Source organism: Streptosporangium sp. NPDC020072 (genome assembly GCF_040631445.1).
In the GTDB taxonomy this organism is placed as follows: domain Bacteria; phylum Actinomycetota; class Actinomycetes; order Streptosporangiales; family Streptosporangiaceae; genus Streptosporangium.
Genome location: NZ_JBEYAB010000006.1, coordinates 72912 through 86630, shown reverse-complemented (window position 1 = coordinate 86630; position 13719 = coordinate 72912). Strand labels below are relative to the sequence as shown.

At 71.6% G+C, this 13719-nt stretch carries 17 protein-coding genes; 6 read left to right on the top strand and 11 right to left on the bottom strand.

The features are described 5' to 3' along the window. The first annotated feature begins 4 nt into the window (after positions 1-4). The 3 genes from ABZ470_RS15460 to ABZ470_RS15450 all read left to right on the top strand — a co-directional run bounded on the left by ABZ470_RS15460 (position 5) and on the right by ABZ470_RS15450 (position 3261). Positions 5-1516, top strand: coding sequence for a serine/threonine-protein kinase (locus tag ABZ470_RS15460; protein WP_362911751.1), 1512 nt, complete (start codon positions 5-7; stop codon positions 1514-1516). A gap of 46 nt (positions 1517-1562) precedes the next feature. Beyond that, positions 1563-2675, top strand: a complete 1113-nt coding sequence (locus ABZ470_RS15455; protein ID WP_362911750.1) for a DUF5925 domain-containing protein — start codon at positions 1563-1565, stop codon at positions 2673-2675. A 109-nt stretch (positions 2676-2784) separates the two neighbouring features. Next, positions 2785-3261 carry a hypothetical protein gene (locus tag ABZ470_RS15450; protein WP_362911749.1) on the top strand — a complete coding sequence of 159 codons (477 nt, stop codon included), beginning with the start codon at positions 2785-2787 and terminating at the stop codon, positions 3259-3261. A gap of 74 nt (positions 3262-3335) precedes the next feature. On the opposite strand, the gene ABZ470_RS15445 is transcribed toward ABZ470_RS15450, so the two are convergent. The 7 genes from ABZ470_RS15445 to ABZ470_RS15415 all read right to left on the bottom strand — a co-directional run bounded on the left by ABZ470_RS15445 (position 3336) and on the right by ABZ470_RS15415 (position 8031). Then, entirely contained in the window at positions 3336-3659 is a 324-nt protein-coding gene (locus ABZ470_RS15445; RefSeq protein WP_362911747.1) for a hypothetical protein, read from the bottom strand. A 632-nt stretch (positions 3660-4291) separates the two neighbouring features. Then, complete coding sequence (locus tag ABZ470_RS15440) at positions 4292-4480, bottom strand: hypothetical protein (RefSeq protein WP_362911746.1); 189 nt, start codon at positions 4478-4480, stop codon at positions 4292-4294. 438 nt (positions 4481-4918) lie between these two features. Next, entirely contained in the window at positions 4919-5659 is a 741-nt protein-coding gene (locus ABZ470_RS15435; RefSeq protein ID WP_362911744.1) for an ABC transporter permease, read from the bottom strand. 63 nt (positions 5660-5722) lie between these two features. Next, positions 5723-6607 (bottom strand): ABC transporter ATP-binding protein, encoded by an 885-nt coding sequence (locus tag ABZ470_RS15430; protein ID WP_362911742.1) that lies wholly within the window; start codon positions 6605-6607, stop codon positions 5723-5725. Positions 6608-6619: 12 nt separating this feature from the next. After that, complete coding sequence (locus ABZ470_RS15425) at positions 6620-6922, bottom strand: transcriptional regulator (RefSeq protein ID WP_352011999.1); 303 nt, start codon at positions 6920-6922, stop codon at positions 6620-6622. Then, positions 6919-7545: a hypothetical protein gene (locus ABZ470_RS15420; RefSeq protein WP_362911741.1), complete on the bottom strand. Its 627-nt coding sequence runs from the start codon at positions 7543-7545 to the stop codon at positions 6919-6921. Before ABZ470_RS15420 ends, ABZ470_RS15425 begins: the two co-directional genes overlap by 4 nt. 120 nt (positions 7546-7665) lie before the next feature. Next, the gene (locus ABZ470_RS15415; RefSeq protein ID WP_352011997.1) at positions 7666-8031 is read right to left on the bottom strand and encodes a helix-turn-helix domain-containing protein; all 366 of its coding nucleotides are present in this window, start codon (positions 8029-8031) and stop codon (positions 7666-7668) included. 66 nt (positions 8032-8097) lie between these two features. On the opposite strand from ABZ470_RS15415, the gene ABZ470_RS15410 reads away from it, so the two are divergent. Further along, positions 8098-8745, top strand: coding sequence for an NAD(P)-binding domain-containing protein (locus tag ABZ470_RS15410; RefSeq protein ID WP_362911740.1), 648 nt, complete (start codon positions 8098-8100; stop codon positions 8743-8745). Between the two features lie 55 nt (positions 8746-8800). Here the strand turns inward: ABZ470_RS15410 and ABZ470_RS15405 are convergent, their stop codons facing one another. Beyond that, entirely contained in the window at positions 8801-9709 is a 909-nt protein-coding gene (locus ABZ470_RS15405; RefSeq protein ID WP_362911739.1) for an SDR family NAD(P)-dependent oxidoreductase, read from the bottom strand. A gap of 148 nt (positions 9710-9857) precedes the next feature. Between ABZ470_RS15405 and ABZ470_RS15400 the strand changes: the two genes are divergently transcribed. After that, on the top strand, positions 9858-10709 hold the full coding sequence (locus tag ABZ470_RS15400; RefSeq protein ID WP_362911738.1) for a helix-turn-helix transcriptional regulator: 852 nt from the start codon (positions 9858-9860) through the stop codon (positions 10707-10709). A gap of 74 nt (positions 10710-10783) precedes the next feature. Here ABZ470_RS15400 and ABZ470_RS15395 read toward each other — a convergent pair whose 3' ends face one another. Both ABZ470_RS15395 and ABZ470_RS15390 read right to left on the bottom strand, forming a co-directional pair. Next, the gene (locus tag ABZ470_RS15395) at positions 10784-11377 is read right to left on the bottom strand and encodes a helix-turn-helix domain-containing protein (protein WP_352011995.1); all 594 of its coding nucleotides are present in this window, start codon (positions 11375-11377) and stop codon (positions 10784-10786) included. A 1-nt stretch (position 11378) separates the two neighbouring features. Continuing rightward, positions 11379-11765, bottom strand: a complete 387-nt coding sequence (locus ABZ470_RS15390; protein WP_352011994.1) for a hypothetical protein — start codon at positions 11763-11765, stop codon at positions 11379-11381. A 91-nt stretch (positions 11766-11856) separates the two neighbouring features. On the opposite strand from ABZ470_RS15390, the gene ABZ470_RS15385 reads away from it, so the two are divergent. Then, positions 11857-13134: a M20/M25/M40 family metallo-hydrolase gene (locus ABZ470_RS15385; RefSeq protein ID WP_362911737.1), complete on the top strand. Its 1278-nt coding sequence runs from the start codon at positions 11857-11859 to the stop codon at positions 13132-13134. Positions 13135-13138: 4 nt separating this feature from the next. Here the strand turns inward: ABZ470_RS15385 and ABZ470_RS15380 are convergent, their stop codons facing one another. Then, positions 13139-13579, bottom strand: a complete 441-nt coding sequence (locus tag ABZ470_RS15380) for an ATP-binding protein (RefSeq protein WP_352011992.1) — start codon at positions 13577-13579, stop codon at positions 13139-13141. Between the last annotated feature and the right edge of the window lie 140 nt (positions 13580-13719).

The window sequence follows — 13719 nt, the reverse complement described above, 5'->3', positions numbered from 1 at the left end:
CCCCGTGAGCACCACCCCCCTGTCCCAGGACGACCCCCGCAGCCTGGGCGCCTTCCGGCTGACCGGAAGGCTGGGCGAGGGCGGCCAGGGCGTCGTCTACCTGGGGCAGACGCCCGGCGGGGAGCAGGTCGCCGTCAAGCTGCTGTTCGGCGCCGACGCCGAGACCCGCGCGCGACTGGCCAGGGAGCTGTCGGCGCTGGAGAGCGTCGCCCCCTTCTGCACGGCCCGCGTGCTGGCCGCCTCGGTCGACGGGCCCCGGCCGTACGTGGTGAGCGAGTTCGTCGACGGGCCGTCCCTGCAGCAGCGGATCAGGGAGCGCGGGCCGCTGCGGGGCGGTGAGCTGGAGCGGCTCGTGGTCGGCACGGCGACCGCGCTGGCGGCGATCCACGCGGCCGGGGTCGTGCACCGGGACTTCAAGCCGGCCAACGTGCTGCTCGGTCCCGACGGCCCCCGGGTCGTGGACTTCGGCATCGCCAGGGCGGACGGCGCGGCGACGATGACCTCGGGCATCGTCGGCACCCCGGCCTACATGGCGCCCGAGCAGATCGGCGGTTCCCCGGCCTCGCCCGCCTCCGACGTGTTCGCCTGGGCGGCCACCATGCTGTGCGCGGCGAGCGGGCGTTCGCCGTTCGGGGCCGACACACTGCCCGCCGTGCTGAACCGGATCCTCAACCACCGGCCCGACCTTTCCGTACTGCCCGCCAGGCTGGCCGGGCTGATCGGTGCGTGCCTGGACAAGGACCCGGCGCGCAGGCCCACCGCCCGTTCCCTGATGGTGAGCCTCGTCGATCCGGGCGGGCAGGCTCCGCCGTCCGGGAAGCCGGTGGGCGGAACGGTGACCGGAGAGGCCACCGGAGGGGCGAAGGCCGGGGAGAGCACCGGTGAGGGCGGCGCGGACCTGCGCACCCAGGCGTCCCGGCGGCGTTCCGGGACCGTGCTCGGCGCCGGTCTGGCCGCCGTTGCGCTCGTGGCCGCCGGGGGTGTCACGGTCTGGTACCTGACCGGCGGGCCGGGTTCGGTCCCCGCCTCGACGGGCGGCCCCCACGTGACGGGCACGCCCGCGGGAGCCACCGTCTCCCCTCCGGAGGAGTCCCGGGGGGAGTACGACGACCTGCCCGGCGACGTCTACGACACCGGGGAGCCGGTCCCCGAGTCCTCGGCGGGTCCAGGAGGCGCCGGAGTCCCCGCCGCGTTCGCCGGGACCTGGTCCGGGCACATCAAGCCGACCGACCCCACCGGCCTGTTCTCCACCCTTCGTGAGCACGACGTGACGATCGTCCTGGCCCAGGGGGAGAAGTCGGGCTCGTGGACCGAGCCGACCTCGGGGTGCTCGGGCACCCTCGCGCTCACCAGAACCAGTGGGAAGACCCTCGGTTTCGAGCTGAAGGTCCACGACGTCCTCCAGTGCGTCCCGGGCGACCTCACCCTCACCGGCAAGGGCGGACGGCTGGCCTACCACTGGACCGACGGCATGGGCTTCGGCACCACCTACGACGGCGTGCTGTCCAGGAAGTGAGGTAAATCCCTCGACCCGGATGGCCGCGAAGGGGATCATTGCCGACATGTCCGTTCTCAGGGAGGTCAGTATCACTCCGGAGCCGCACCCGGCGGAAGTACCGATGAACATCTGGCTCGACGACGGCGACTCGGCGGTCGACGTGATCGACGCCCTGGCGCTGTCGCCGTTCGCGACGGGCACCCAGCCGTGGTCGCGCACCACCGAACTGGAACGGATCCGCGCCGACGCCCCGCTCGCCCCAGCGACGGGGACGCTGGTGCGGGTCGCGCGGGAGGACGACGGGCGGGAGTCCCGGCTGATCCGCGGGGAGGGCTGGACGCTGCGGGTCGTCCGCTACCGCAACCGCTCCGCGCTGGTCAGCGTCACCGCGGTCGACGAGGGGCTGGCCCGCTCGGTGATCGAGGAGACGGTCAAGGACGCGCGGGAGGCCGTACCGGAGAGCGACCACGTCGAGATGGGCTTCTGGTGGCAGGGCCCGCACGGCGCCCGCCGTTCCGGCAAGCCCATCACCGCCGTCCCCTGGGCGGAGATCGGCGGCAACTACTCCCGGTCCCTGCGCGGCCCGCTCGACCGGCTGATGGCCCTGACCCCCGCCGACGTGCGTGGCCGCCTGGTCCTGCTGCACGGACCGCCCGGCACCGGGAAGACGACGCTGCTGCGCACGCTCGCCCGCGAGTGGCGCTCCTGGTGTCAGGTCGACTGCGTGCTCGACCCGGAGCGGCTGTTCAACTCCCCCGGCTATCTGATGGAGGTCGCGGTCGGCTCTGACTCCGACGACGAGGGCGGCAAGAAGTGGCGTCTCCTCGTGCTTGAGGACTGTGACGAGCTGATCAGGGCCGGAGCCAAGGAGGTGACGGGGCAGGGTCTCTCCCGGCTGCTCAACCTGACCGACGGCCTGCTCGGTCACGGCCGTGACGTGCTGGTCGCGATCACGACCAACGAGAGCCTGTCCCGGCTCCACCCTGCGGTGGTCCGCCCGGGCCGCTGCCTCGCCCAGCTTGAGGTCGGCGCCCTTCCGCACGACGAGGCGGTCGGGTGGCTGGGCACCGCGGAGGGCGTCCCGGTGTCGGGCGCGACCCTCGCCGAGCTGTTCGCCCTGCGTGACGGGGTGGGCGAGGCCCCGGCCGAGCCGGAGAGCATCGGCCTGTACCTCTGAGGGCTGTGTCCGCGGGCGTCGCACCCGGGAGATCGTGTGGTCTCCCGGGTCGTTCCCCGCATGTGACAGGATGTCGCTCCACGAGGGACGCGCCGTTATTGTCCGGTGGATGGGCACTCTCGGCAAACGTTCCCCCGGCCGTGACCGGGGGCCGAAGCGGCACAGCCCGCTGAAGGCGCTGGTGCTGACGGCCGTGACAGGCTTTGCCCTGGTCGCCGGGATCGGCGCCGTCGGTGACCGGATCAGCAGGGCGCACAACGCCGTCAAGGCGAGCACTCCGGCCCCCACCACCCCCGCGCCCGGCCCGCCGTCCGCGGGGACGTCCGTCGGCGTGTCCCCCGACGCGCGCCGGGTCCGGGCGCTGCTGGGCGCCCTGCGGGAGATCGACCCCGCGCTCGGCGCCGCGCCCGGCCGGGGGGAGCCGGTCGGCCGGGCGCTGGCCTCGTGCCGGGACCTGGCGGAGGGAACGGATCGCGCGGAGGCGAGACGGCGGATACGCGCCCGCTTCGGCGAAACGGTCGTGACCGGTTCCCGGAAGGCGGAGCGCGTCCTGACGGCCATCGAGAGAACGCTCTGCGCACCCTGAGATTTCACGTCATATTGCATATGTCATGAAATATGCCGTTAATCACCTCGGACCGTTCGGGGAGAATTCCGGGCTCAGGACTCGCTGTCGGTCCAGACACCGGTCACCCTGCCGCCTCCCGGGCACCGATAGCTCTTCGTGTGCGAGGTGTACTGCCAGGGCGAGTGGTAGTCGGCGCCGCCGGTCGTGCACCGTACGCCGAGCCGCCAGCGCTCCCAGCCGTCCATGACGGTGCAGCCGCCGTACCCGATGGTCCTGGCGTCGTTGGTGTAGGAACGGCAGGTCGCCAGGGGGGCGGACAGACCGGAGGTCCCGGCCTGGGCGGGGGGATGGCCGTACACCAGTCCTCCCAGGGCCAGAACGCCCGCGGCGGCGACGGCCGCCTTTCTGGTGATCACGCGCTGGTACCTCCGATGGGAAGCGAGGGGTGGACCGCGGGCGGGACGCCCGCACAGAGGTGCGCGACAAAAGTTATCTTTGACCTAGGAAAGAGACAAGAAAAGCCTGAAACATGCGATTATGTTATATGCCTAAAAATGGTGAAATAAGGCGTTGAATATCGTCCGATATGCCGGTCGGGGGGCAGATCCCGCGCCGCATCGCGCGGACGCCGAGCACCAGGCCGCCGGACCCGGCCCCGAGCACGGCCAGCGGCACCGGCCCGGCCGGCACCCCGAGATGAGGGCGAGCAGCGAGGTGGGCACTCGCAGGCAGCCCGGCTTCGCCAGAGAGGCGAAAGGCGTGCGGGTAACGGCGGCGGCCGGGGAGGACCGGCCAGGGGGAAGCGCGGAGGTAAGGCAGGAAATCCCAGGCCAAGAGCTTCGCAGGCCGCATCGTCACCTGAGCCGGACACGCGCCGGCCGGCGACATCGGAACCCGGGTTCATCGACAGCCGTGCAGAACCGCCTGGGACAGCGCTCAGAAGCCGGGTCGCCCAGGGCAGACCACCCCGGGCGATCCGGCTTCCCAACGACACCATCGATCTCAGTCACCGGCTACGGCTGCCGGACCCACGGTCAAGCTGACACGGTCAGCACTTCTTCAAGATGGCGGTGAGGATTCCGGTATTACTAGCCGTTACGCATGGGTTTGAGTTGGACTCAAGAACGCCGAGCCCATTGGACGGTGCGGGGTCGGCGGCTGACGGTGCCGCCGTGGTCGCCAGCATGCCGAAGACGGCCATCCCAGCGGCAGCGAACCCGATGACGATGCGGCGCACGATGCTTTCTCCTCTTTCCTGGAGTTGTCGATCCACCTCAAGTGGTAGCCACCCCATTAAACACGAACCGTAACCGTCGGCTACACAGAGCTACCTTCGCGTGGGGGGAAATACACGGGGCCCAGGAAACGAGCGACAGCGCCTGATGTACCGGACAGGTCCCGAAAAGTCGGCACAACAGGACAAAACCAGGGACTCCACCTTTGAGAAGGTGGAGCGCAAGCGCTCGGGTGGTGGCGGCGACCGAGGAGCGCCACGAGCTGACCTGAGGAAACACTCCTTTTCCCGGACACGGGAACGGCCCGGGCCACCTGGCCCGGGCCGTTCCGCCCTCGCTGACATCGTGTTACGCGAGACCGGGGACTTTCTCCGGTGTCGCCGTCCCCGCCTGCCCCTGTGAGGCGGGTGAGGGCTCCTTCCAAGGTCTCTCGGGTGCGCTCAGGAGAAGCGGCGCCCCTCGTCGCGGCGGTAGGCCCACACGGCCAGGCCGGCGAAGACCGCGACCCACAGCGCCAGCATCGCCAGGGAGAGCGGGGCGGGCGAGAAGCCCGTGCTGGCGGCCCAGACCAGCTCGACCGCGCCCCTGGTCGGCAGGTAGGGGGCGACGGCCTGGATGAACGCCGGGGCGGTGCTGGGAGGACCGGTGAGCAGACCGCCGCCGACGGCCATCGGGAAGAACACCACCTGGGCCACGACGATGGCGGCCTTCGACGGCAGCGCGTAGCCGATGAACAGGCCCATCAGGGTGAAGGGAAGCGACCCCAGGAGCAGCGCGGCCAGGCCGAGCAGCAGCTGCCCGAGGGTCACCGTCGCCTCCGTGAGGAAGGCCGCGATGAGCAGGACGGGGATGACCGCGATCGTCATGATGCCCATGACGGTGAGGATGCGCCCGGTGAAGCGGGGCAGCGGCCCGGCGGGCAGGGTGCGCAGGTAGGGGTCCCACGGCTGGGCCCTGTCCTCGGCGACACCGATGCCGTAGGTGAACAGGCAGGAGGACATGACCGCGAAGACCAGCATCGCGCCGGTCGCGTAGGTCGCCGCGACCGGGTCGTCCCCGGCGAAGGGCACCACGAAGAACAGCATCGACAGCGCGGGGAAGACGGAGCTTCCGATCACCGTCATGGGCACGCGGACGGTTTCGAGGAACTGGTAGCGGGTGTGGGTGAGGACGAGGGACATCACGGGCTCCTGTCGGGGTCCGGTGGGAGGGGTCCGTTGGGGGTCGGGCCGCGAGGGGCGGCCTCAGGCGGCCTGGGGCTCACGGCCGGTGATGGAGAGGAAGGCCTCCTCAAGGGAGGTCGGCCTGACCTCAAGGCCGGAGAAGGGGACGCCGCTCAGCACCAGCTCGCGGACCAGGGCGTCGGCGTCGGCGGTGAGCAGGTGCGTACGGTCGCCCTCTCGCTCGACACCGATGACTCCGGCGAGGGCGGGCGGTTCGGAGACGGTCAGCGTGACACGGTGGACGCCCACCAGGCCGCGCACCGCCCCAACGGTGTCGTCGGTGAGCACCCGGCCCTCGCCGATCACGACGACCCGCTGGGCCAGAGCTTCGATCTCCTCCAGGTAGTGGCTGGTCAGGACCACGGTCCCACCTCCGGCGTGGAAGTCCCTGACCGCGCCCCAGAGGGCGTGGCGGGCCTCGACGTCGAGACCGGTGGTCGGCTCGTCGAGGAAGACCAGGCGGGGGTTTCCGGTGAAGGCGAGCGCGACCGCCAGACGCCGCTTCTGCCCGCCGGACAGGCCGCCGATCTGGCGCCTGGCCAGGTCGACGAGGCCGAAGCGTTCGAGCAGTTCCCCTCTGCTCACCGCGCCGGGGAAGTGGGCGGCCACGAAGTCGACGCACTCGCCGACCCGCAGCGCGGGCGGCAGGCCGGTCTCCTGCGGGGTGACGCCGATGCCGCGGCGCCTGGCCGGGTCGAGTGGTGAGCCGCCGAGCAGTTCGACGGTTCCCGAGGTCGGCCTTCTGAGCCCGGCGAACAGGTTGACCAGCGTGGACTTGCCCGCGCCGTTCGGACCGAGCAGCCCGACCAGTTCACCGGCCCGGATGTCCAGGCTGACGCGGTCGAGCGCCGTGACGGCCCCGTAGGCACGGGTGACCTCGACGGCGCGGGCCAGGATCTCTGTCATTGGGGTCCCCTCCTAGGACAGGTCGAGAAGTTCACGGATGGCGGCGGTGTAGTCCTCGAAGGCCCGGCGCCCCCGCCGGGTCAGAGCGACGTAGGTCGTCGGGGTGCGCCCCCGGTGGGTCTTGACGATCTCCACGTAACCGGCTTCCTCCAGCTTCCCCAGGTGTACGGACAGGTTTCCCGCGGTCATCCCGAGCAGCTCCCGCAGCCCCGGGAAGGTGATCTGGTTGGCCTCGCCCAGCGTGTTGAGCGTGGCGACCACCCGGAGCCTGGCCTGGGCGTGGATGACCGGGTCGAGCTCGCGCGGTCCCGTCATGCCCCGCCCCGCTGCCGCGCCCACTGCACCACTCCGACGACGGTGAACACTCCACCGGCTCCGACGGACATGAGCAGGGCGTGGACGGTCGGTCCCGCGATGGCACCCGCCACGTTGAGCGCGGCGAGCCAGGCGCCGAGGAAGAACATCGTCCGCACCCGCCACAGCGCGCCCCCCACGGCGTAGAGGACGGCGACGACCGTCATGGACGTCACCGCCCACAGCAGGCCGGACTCCTCGGAGGGCAGCAGGAGCGAGAGCCTGACGCAGATCGCGACCACGCAGGCGAAGCCGAACGACCAGGAGATGCCGTACATCATGCCCCGGTCGGCCGCCTCTCCCCTCACCTGGCCGCTGACCGTCCGCTGCGCGAAAAGGGTGGTCGCCATGGAGAGGACCATCAGCGCGAACAGCACCGCCAGTGCCGTGCTCCGGGAGAGCAGGCCGTAGGCGTAGTTCAGGAACAGGGCGCCGAACCCGGCGAACCAGGTGATCCCCCATGGCGTGTGGGTCAGCAGCGGGTCGCCGCCGAGCCGCCTGGTCGTCGTGGCCTGCTGCTCCTCGATCAGGCGGAGCATCTCCTCCGGACTCAGTGGCCGGTCGTCGTCGTCGAGCCGATCCATCCCCCTGCTCCTCAAACTAGTTTGAACCGTAAACCTCTGGTTTGAACTGTAAACCAGCTTGCGATCCAAACTCAAGGGGATTGCGCCGCGAGACCGGCGACCATGAGCCGCGGTTCCGTTTCAGGACCCGTCGCGGGTCTCCACGCGTTCCTGGGCGCGCATGACCTCGTCGCCGTGTTCGGCGGCCCACAGGCCGAACGCCTCTATCGGCGGCAGCAGGCTCCGGCCGAGGTCGGTGAGACCGTAGTCGACGTGGGGCGGCGCGCCGGGGTGGACCCGGCGTTCGACCAGGCCGTTGAACTCCAGCCTGCGCAGGGTCTCGGTGAGCACCTTGGGGCTGATCCCGCCGATTCGTTCGCGCAGCCTGCCGGGCCGTACCGGGCCCTCGCGCAGCGCCCAGACGACCACGGCGTTCCAGGTGTTGGCCAGCAGGTCGAAGGCGAGCCTGGCCCGGCAGTCGGCGAGGAACCCCTGGTCGGCGGACACGCACCAAATGGTGCCCAATCGGCTGCCTAACGTCGTACCCGGGTCCGACCACAGGAAGGGACGAACATGATGAGGATCGGAATCGTGGGCACCGGCGGCATGGCGGAGGCCCTGGGCGGAAGGTGGGCGCGCGCCGGGCACGACGTGCTGGTCGGCGGGCGGGACGAGGGCCGTGCGGTGGCCCTCGCGGACAGGATCGGCGCACGCGCGGGAGACCCCCGGCGGGCGGGCCGGCACGGCGTGGACGCGGTGCTGCTTGCGGTGCCGTACGGCGCGGCCACCGGGGTGGTCTCCGCCCTGGCCGGCGTCCTGGACGGCCGCACGCTGATCGACTGCACCAACCCGGTCGCCCCCGGCTTCCTGCTGGAGACCGCGGGCGGCCCCTCCGCCGCCGAGCGTGTGGCCGCGGCGGCGCCCGGCGCGCGCGTCGTCAAGGCGTTCAACCTCTGCCACCGGAGCGTGTGGCACCTGGACCCGCCGGTCTTCGGCGGCCGTCCGCTGGCGGTCCCGCTCTGCGGTGACGACGCGCAGGCGCTGGAGACCGTACGGAGCCTGGTACGTGACCTGGGCTGCGAGCCGTTCGACGGCGGGGGGCTGGAACGGGCGGGCCTGCTTGAGGCGACCGCGGCCTTCCTGATCGGGCTCTGGGTCGGCGAGGGGGTGGACGCCCAGGCGATCGCGCCGCCGATGGAACACTCCGGCTCCCACGCCTGAACCCGCGCGGCCCGGCGTGACACCGGGCGCGGGTCCGGCCGTGAGCGCGGTGACGCTACAGGAACCGTTCGGCGGCCTCCCAGAGGTCGCCCTCTCGCCGCGGGTCGTAGGACTCCTCCGACGAGCGGCCCACACGGTCGCGGTCGACGTAGGAACCGGTCGGCGCCCGGATCGTGCCGAGGACGACGTCGGCGAGGCGGCGGCCCGCGGTGTCAGGGCTCGTGGCGAAGGGGGTGAAGGTCATCGCCGGCATGACGCGCCGCATCGCGAACCGGGAGACAGGGCCGGCGTCGCGGGCCAGACCGGTGCCGGGGACGAATCCCGGGTTGTAGGCGACGGCGTCGATCCCGGACGGCAGGCGGCGCGCGTACTCGTGAACCAGGTGGATCGCGGCCAGCTTGCTCGTCGAGTACGCGGTGCGCCCGCCGGCCGCGGTGTCCGGCCTGGCGAAGGCACCCGTGCGGGCCAGGGCGTCCGGGGACCTCCAGACCGGGCCCGGCACCATGCCCAGGTTGTGCCTGAGGTCGCCGAAGTGCGTGTCGCTGACAGTGATCACGATCCGGGCGGGGATGGCGAAGCGGTCCTGGAGCAGGCGCACGAACAGGTGGTTGGCGAGCACGTTGACCGTGAAGGTGACCTCCAGTCCCTCGGGCCCCTCGGTGAGCGCGTTGGTGTACTGAACACCGGCGTTGCCCACGAAGCCGCGCAGTGGCGGCAGGTCGCCGCGGTCGAGCCGGTCGCGGATCCCGACGGCGGCCGCGCGGGCGCTGTCCAGCGAGCCGAGGTCCGCCGGGACGTGCGAGACCGTGTACCCGCCCGAGGCGAGTTCCGCGGCGAGCCGTGCGCCGCGGGACGCGCGGGCGACGACGAGGAGGTGCGCGTCCGGTGACCGGCGCAGGATGTGCCGTGCGGCGAAGCGGCCGATTCCGCGGCTCGCGCCCGTCATCACGATGGTGTGCTTCATCAGGGACTCCCTGGATGTCCGGCCTGTGACGCCCGCCTCGGACGCGTGTCCACGTTCGCCTCAAGGGCCGCCGCCGGCCAGCGCACCGCCCGTCCCTGGGACCGGCGGTACCCAGGCTCGTCTCCCGCCACGTGGCGAGAATGGGTCCATGACCGCCTCCCGCTCCGACTTCGCCGCGATCCTGCGCGCCTGGCGTGACCGCCTCTCCCCGGACGACGCCGGCTTCACGGCGACAGGCGGCCGTCGCGCCCCGGGACTGCGCCGCGAGGAGCTGGCCCAACTGGCGGGACTGTCCGTCGACTACGTTCTGCGCCTGGAGCAGGCACGTGCCAGGAACCCTTCGGCCCAGGTCGTCGGCGCGCTCGCCCGGGCCCTTCAGCTCACCCGCGCCGAACGCGACCGGCTGTACCGGAGCGCCGGGCTCCTGCCACCGCAGGACGGGACGGTCGACACCCACGTGCCCCCGGGCGTCCAACGGCTCGTCTCGCGCCTCGGTGACGTTCCGATCGGCGTGTTCGCCGCGGACTGGACCCTGGTGTGGTGGAACACCATGTGGAGCGCGCTGCACGGCGACCCCGCCGCCCTTCCCGCCGCCGAACGCAATCTCGCCCGTGCGCTCTTCGGCGACGGAGCCGCGAGCGCCCAGATGCTCCCCGTCCGGTCAGAACGTGGACCGGACGCCTTCGCGGCGTCGATCGTCGCCGACCTCGGGGACGCCGTCTCCCGCTATCCCACCGACGCCCGGCTCGGCCGTCTCGTGCGAGAACTACGCGAAACGTCTGGCGCCTTCGCTCATCACTGGGCCACGCGGACGGCCACCGCCCCGCACACGACCGACGCGAAGACGATCCGGCACCCCCAGGTCGGCGACATCCTGCTCGACTGTGACGTCCTCGTCGCTCCCGGCGCCGACCTGCGCGTGGTCGCCTACACGGCGGCGGCCGGAAGCACCGACGCGGGGAAACTCGACCTTCTTCGCGTCACGGGAGGCCGCACCTGAACGGTTGCCGTCACGGCGGCGCGCACCGGCTCCACGCGCGGCCGAGGCCCGGGCTGCCGCCCGGGAACAGGGGTTCACGAGGGTTCGGCCCGTGTCGCCCTGTCGAAGATCTCGACGAGTTCGTCGGCGCAGTGGTCCGCGTCGTGGCCGTTGACGACGCGGTCGGCCGTCGCGTCGATGGCCGACCGCAGCGCCGTGCCCATCAGCTCGCCGTCGAACGCCCTGAACGTTCCCGCGCGCTGCCCGTCCTCGAACAGCGCGACCAGTCTGCCGATCGCGGCGTCGTGCTCCCGGCCGCCGACGGGCACGTGGTTGTACACGATCTGCTGTATCGCGCGCACGTGCCCGGGGTGTGCGGCGACGAAGGCGATGTTCGCCCTGATGTAGGCCTCAAGCAGCGCGCGGGCCCCGGTGGCGGCGTCGAGCCGCGGGCGCATGAAGGCGGCGGCGTCGGCGGTGACCTGGCCGACGACGGCCTCGAAGAGCTGTTCCTTGGTGGAGAAGTGGTAGGAGATCAGTCTCTTGCTGCTCAGCCCGGCGTGCTCACAGATGGCCTCGAAGGTGGTCTCCGCGTAGCCGCGCTCGGCGAGCACCGCGATGGTGGCGGAGGCGATCTGGGCCCTGCGTGCCTCGGTGGCCGCGGCCCGGCGGGTTCTGGCGATCTCCATGTCACCTCAGCCTGCCACGCTTCGGAAACGCCTCGCGCACGGCGCGGCGGTTGATCGTGAACGCGACGACGGCGACCAGGACGCCGATCACGCCCTGCTCCACCTTCATCCAGCCGGGGTAGCCGCTGTCCGGCGCGAGGATGATGAGCACGATTCCGACGGGCGCGGCGGCGGTGACGAAGCGGATGCGCACGTAGGCCGACCGCCTGCCGTGCGCGGCCTGCCCGGCGAGGACGACGAGCCAGGCGGAGGCGACCGCGACGGCGGCGCCGCGCAGCCACACCACCCAGTTGCCGCCGACGACGGCGGCCGTCCCGAGTGCCGCGACGGAGATGACGAGCACGGCGACGAAGAGCGCCCTGACCAGACTCCACACTTTGTTATCCATGCGGATAAATTTATACGTGTGGATAACAAGATGCAAAGACGTCACCGTGGGTATGCACCCATGATCAGTCGGTTTGCGGGGGGCGTGTTCCATGACTGGCGAGGTCTCGTCGATCTGCTCGAACCTGATCAGGTTCGACACCACCAATCCGGGCGCAGGGGAACGGCCCGCGGCCGAGTACGTCGCGGAACTGCTGGCCGAGGTGGGCATCGAGCCGGTGGTCTTCGAGTCGGCCAGCCGCAGGACCAGCGTGGTCGCCAGGATTCCCGGCGACTCGCCCGAGGCCCTGCTGGTCCACGGCCACCTGGACGTGGTGCCCGCCGAGCCCGCCGACTGGCGGATCCACCCGTTCTCCGGGGAGATCACCGGCGGCTGCGTCTGGGGCAGGGGCGCGGTCGACATGAAGGGCACACTGTCCATGACGCTCGCCCTGGTCCGCGACTGGGCCAGACGCGGCGTGCGTCCGGCCAGGGACATGGTGCTGGCCTTCCTCGCCGACGAGGAGGCGACCGGCGAGTACGGCGCGCGGTACGCGGTGCGGCGGCGCAGGGAGCTGTTCGACGGCTGCACCGAGGCGATCGGTGAGTCGGGTGGCTACAGCGTCGAGGTGCGGGGGCGGCGCGTCTACCCGATCGCGGTCGGCGAGCGCGGCACCGCGTGGATGAGGCTGACCGCGGACGGCGTGACGGGCCACGGCTCCCGCCCTCCGGCGGACAACGCGGTCGCCGAGCTGTGCCACGCCCTGTCCAGGCTCGCCGCCCACCGCTGGCCGGTACGGCTGACGCCCGGCGTCGCCGCCCTGCTCACGAGCCTTGAGGAGATCCTGGGGGAACGCATCGACCGCGACCGGCTCGAACAGGAGGCCGAGCGGCTCGGCCGGGCGGGCACGCTGTTCGCGGCGCAGATCCGCAACTCGGCCAACCCGACGATGCTCCAGGCGGGTTACAAGGTCAACGTGATCCCCGGCACCGCCACCGCCCACGTGGACGGGCGGTTCCTGCCCGGATACCGGGAGGAGTTCCTGGAGACGATCGACCGGCTGCTCGGGCCGAGGATCACCCGTGAGTTCCTCAGCCTGGAGGAGGCGCCGGACGCGTCGCCGGCCGCGCCCTTCTTCGAGCTGCTCCGCGCGGCGATCCTCGCCGAGGACGGACAGGCGCGGCCGGTGCCGTACGTGATGTCGGGGGGCACCGACGCCAAGTCCTTCGCCGAGATCGGCATCAGGGGGTACGGCTTCGCGCCGTTGCGGCTCTCCCCCGACCTTGACTACTTCGGCATGTTCCACGGGGTGGACGAGCGCGTCCCGGTCGAGGGGCTTGAGTTCGGCGTCCGGGTGCTGGACCGGCTACTGGCCTCCCCCGCCGCCTGAGGGCTCACCGTACGGCGGCCAGCCTGTCCCCCGGCACCCCGGCGGTCTCCAGGACGAGCTCGAACCAGACCAGGTTGGTCCCCGCCTCCCGGGTGAATCCCCAGCTGTGGGACAGCGCCTCAAGCAGCGGCAGGCCGCGCCCCCCGGTGGCGTCGGCGGGGGTGTGGCACAGGCAGGGGACCTCGGCCGAGCCGTCGTCCTGGACGGAGACCCGCACGCCGCCCGCCCAGTGGGTGACGGTGACGGTGAACATGCCGCCGTCCCCCGACCTGGAGTGGACGACCGCGTTGGTGGCTATCTCACTGGTGAGCAGCACGCAGTCGTCGTGGAGGGGGTGGTCCCTGCCGAGAGCCGCCGAGATCAGTTTTCTGGCCCTCCCCACCTGGTCGGGGGACCCTTCCAGGTGGAGAATCCGTTCACCGCCGTCGCGCTCCGACAAATCCATATGGCCCTCCCGATGCCATCCGCCTCCATGGAAGGACGCGGGACCCGGACAGGGCGATGTCATGGAAAAGCACCAATAGGGTGACTTACCGGATAGGTAGGTGGGGCTTGCCACGGCGGCGCCGAGGCGCGTGGCCGTAC

Coding starts and splice junctions, on each gene's coding strand:
- ABZ470_RS15410 (WP_362911740.1), top strand. CDS start 8,098: ATGATGAGGATCGGAATCGTGGGCACCGGCGGCATGGCGGAGGCCCTG.
- ABZ470_RS15385 (WP_362911737.1), top strand. CDS start 11,857: ATGACTGGCGAGGTCTCGTCGATCTGCTCGAACCTGATCAGGTTCGAC.
- ABZ470_RS15380 (WP_352011992.1), bottom strand. CDS start 13,579: ATGGATTTGTCGGAGCGCGACGGCGGTGAACGGATTCTCCACCTGGAA.
- ABZ470_RS15450 (WP_362911749.1), top strand. CDS start 2,785: ATGGGCACTCTCGGCAAACGTTCCCCCGGCCGTGACCGGGGGCCGAAG.
- ABZ470_RS15435 (WP_362911744.1), bottom strand. CDS start 5,659: ATGTCCCTCGTCCTCACCCACACCCGCTACCAGTTCCTCGAAACCGTC.
- ABZ470_RS15390 (WP_352011994.1), bottom strand. CDS start 11,765: ATGGATAACAAAGTGTGGAGTCTGGTCAGGGCGCTCTTCGTCGCCGTG.
- ABZ470_RS15395 (WP_352011995.1), bottom strand. CDS start 11,377: ATGGAGATCGCCAGAACCCGCCGGGCCGCGGCCACCGAGGCACGCAGG.
- ABZ470_RS15420 (WP_362911741.1), bottom strand. CDS start 7,545: ATGGATCGGCTCGACGACGACGACCGGCCACTGAGTCCGGAGGAGATG.
- ABZ470_RS15405 (WP_362911739.1), bottom strand. CDS start 9,709: ATGAAGCACACCATCGTGATGACGGGCGCGAGCCGCGGAATCGGCCGC.
- ABZ470_RS15425 (WP_352011999.1), bottom strand. CDS start 6,922: ATGACGGGACCGCGCGAGCTCGACCCGGTCATCCACGCCCAGGCCAGG.
- ABZ470_RS15455 (WP_362911750.1), top strand. CDS start 1,563: ATGTCCGTTCTCAGGGAGGTCAGTATCACTCCGGAGCCGCACCCGGCG.
- ABZ470_RS15430 (WP_362911742.1), bottom strand. CDS start 6,607: ATGACAGAGATCCTGGCCCGCGCCGTCGAGGTCACCCGTGCCTACGGG.
- ABZ470_RS15400 (WP_362911738.1), top strand. CDS start 9,858: ATGACCGCCTCCCGCTCCGACTTCGCCGCGATCCTGCGCGCCTGGCGT.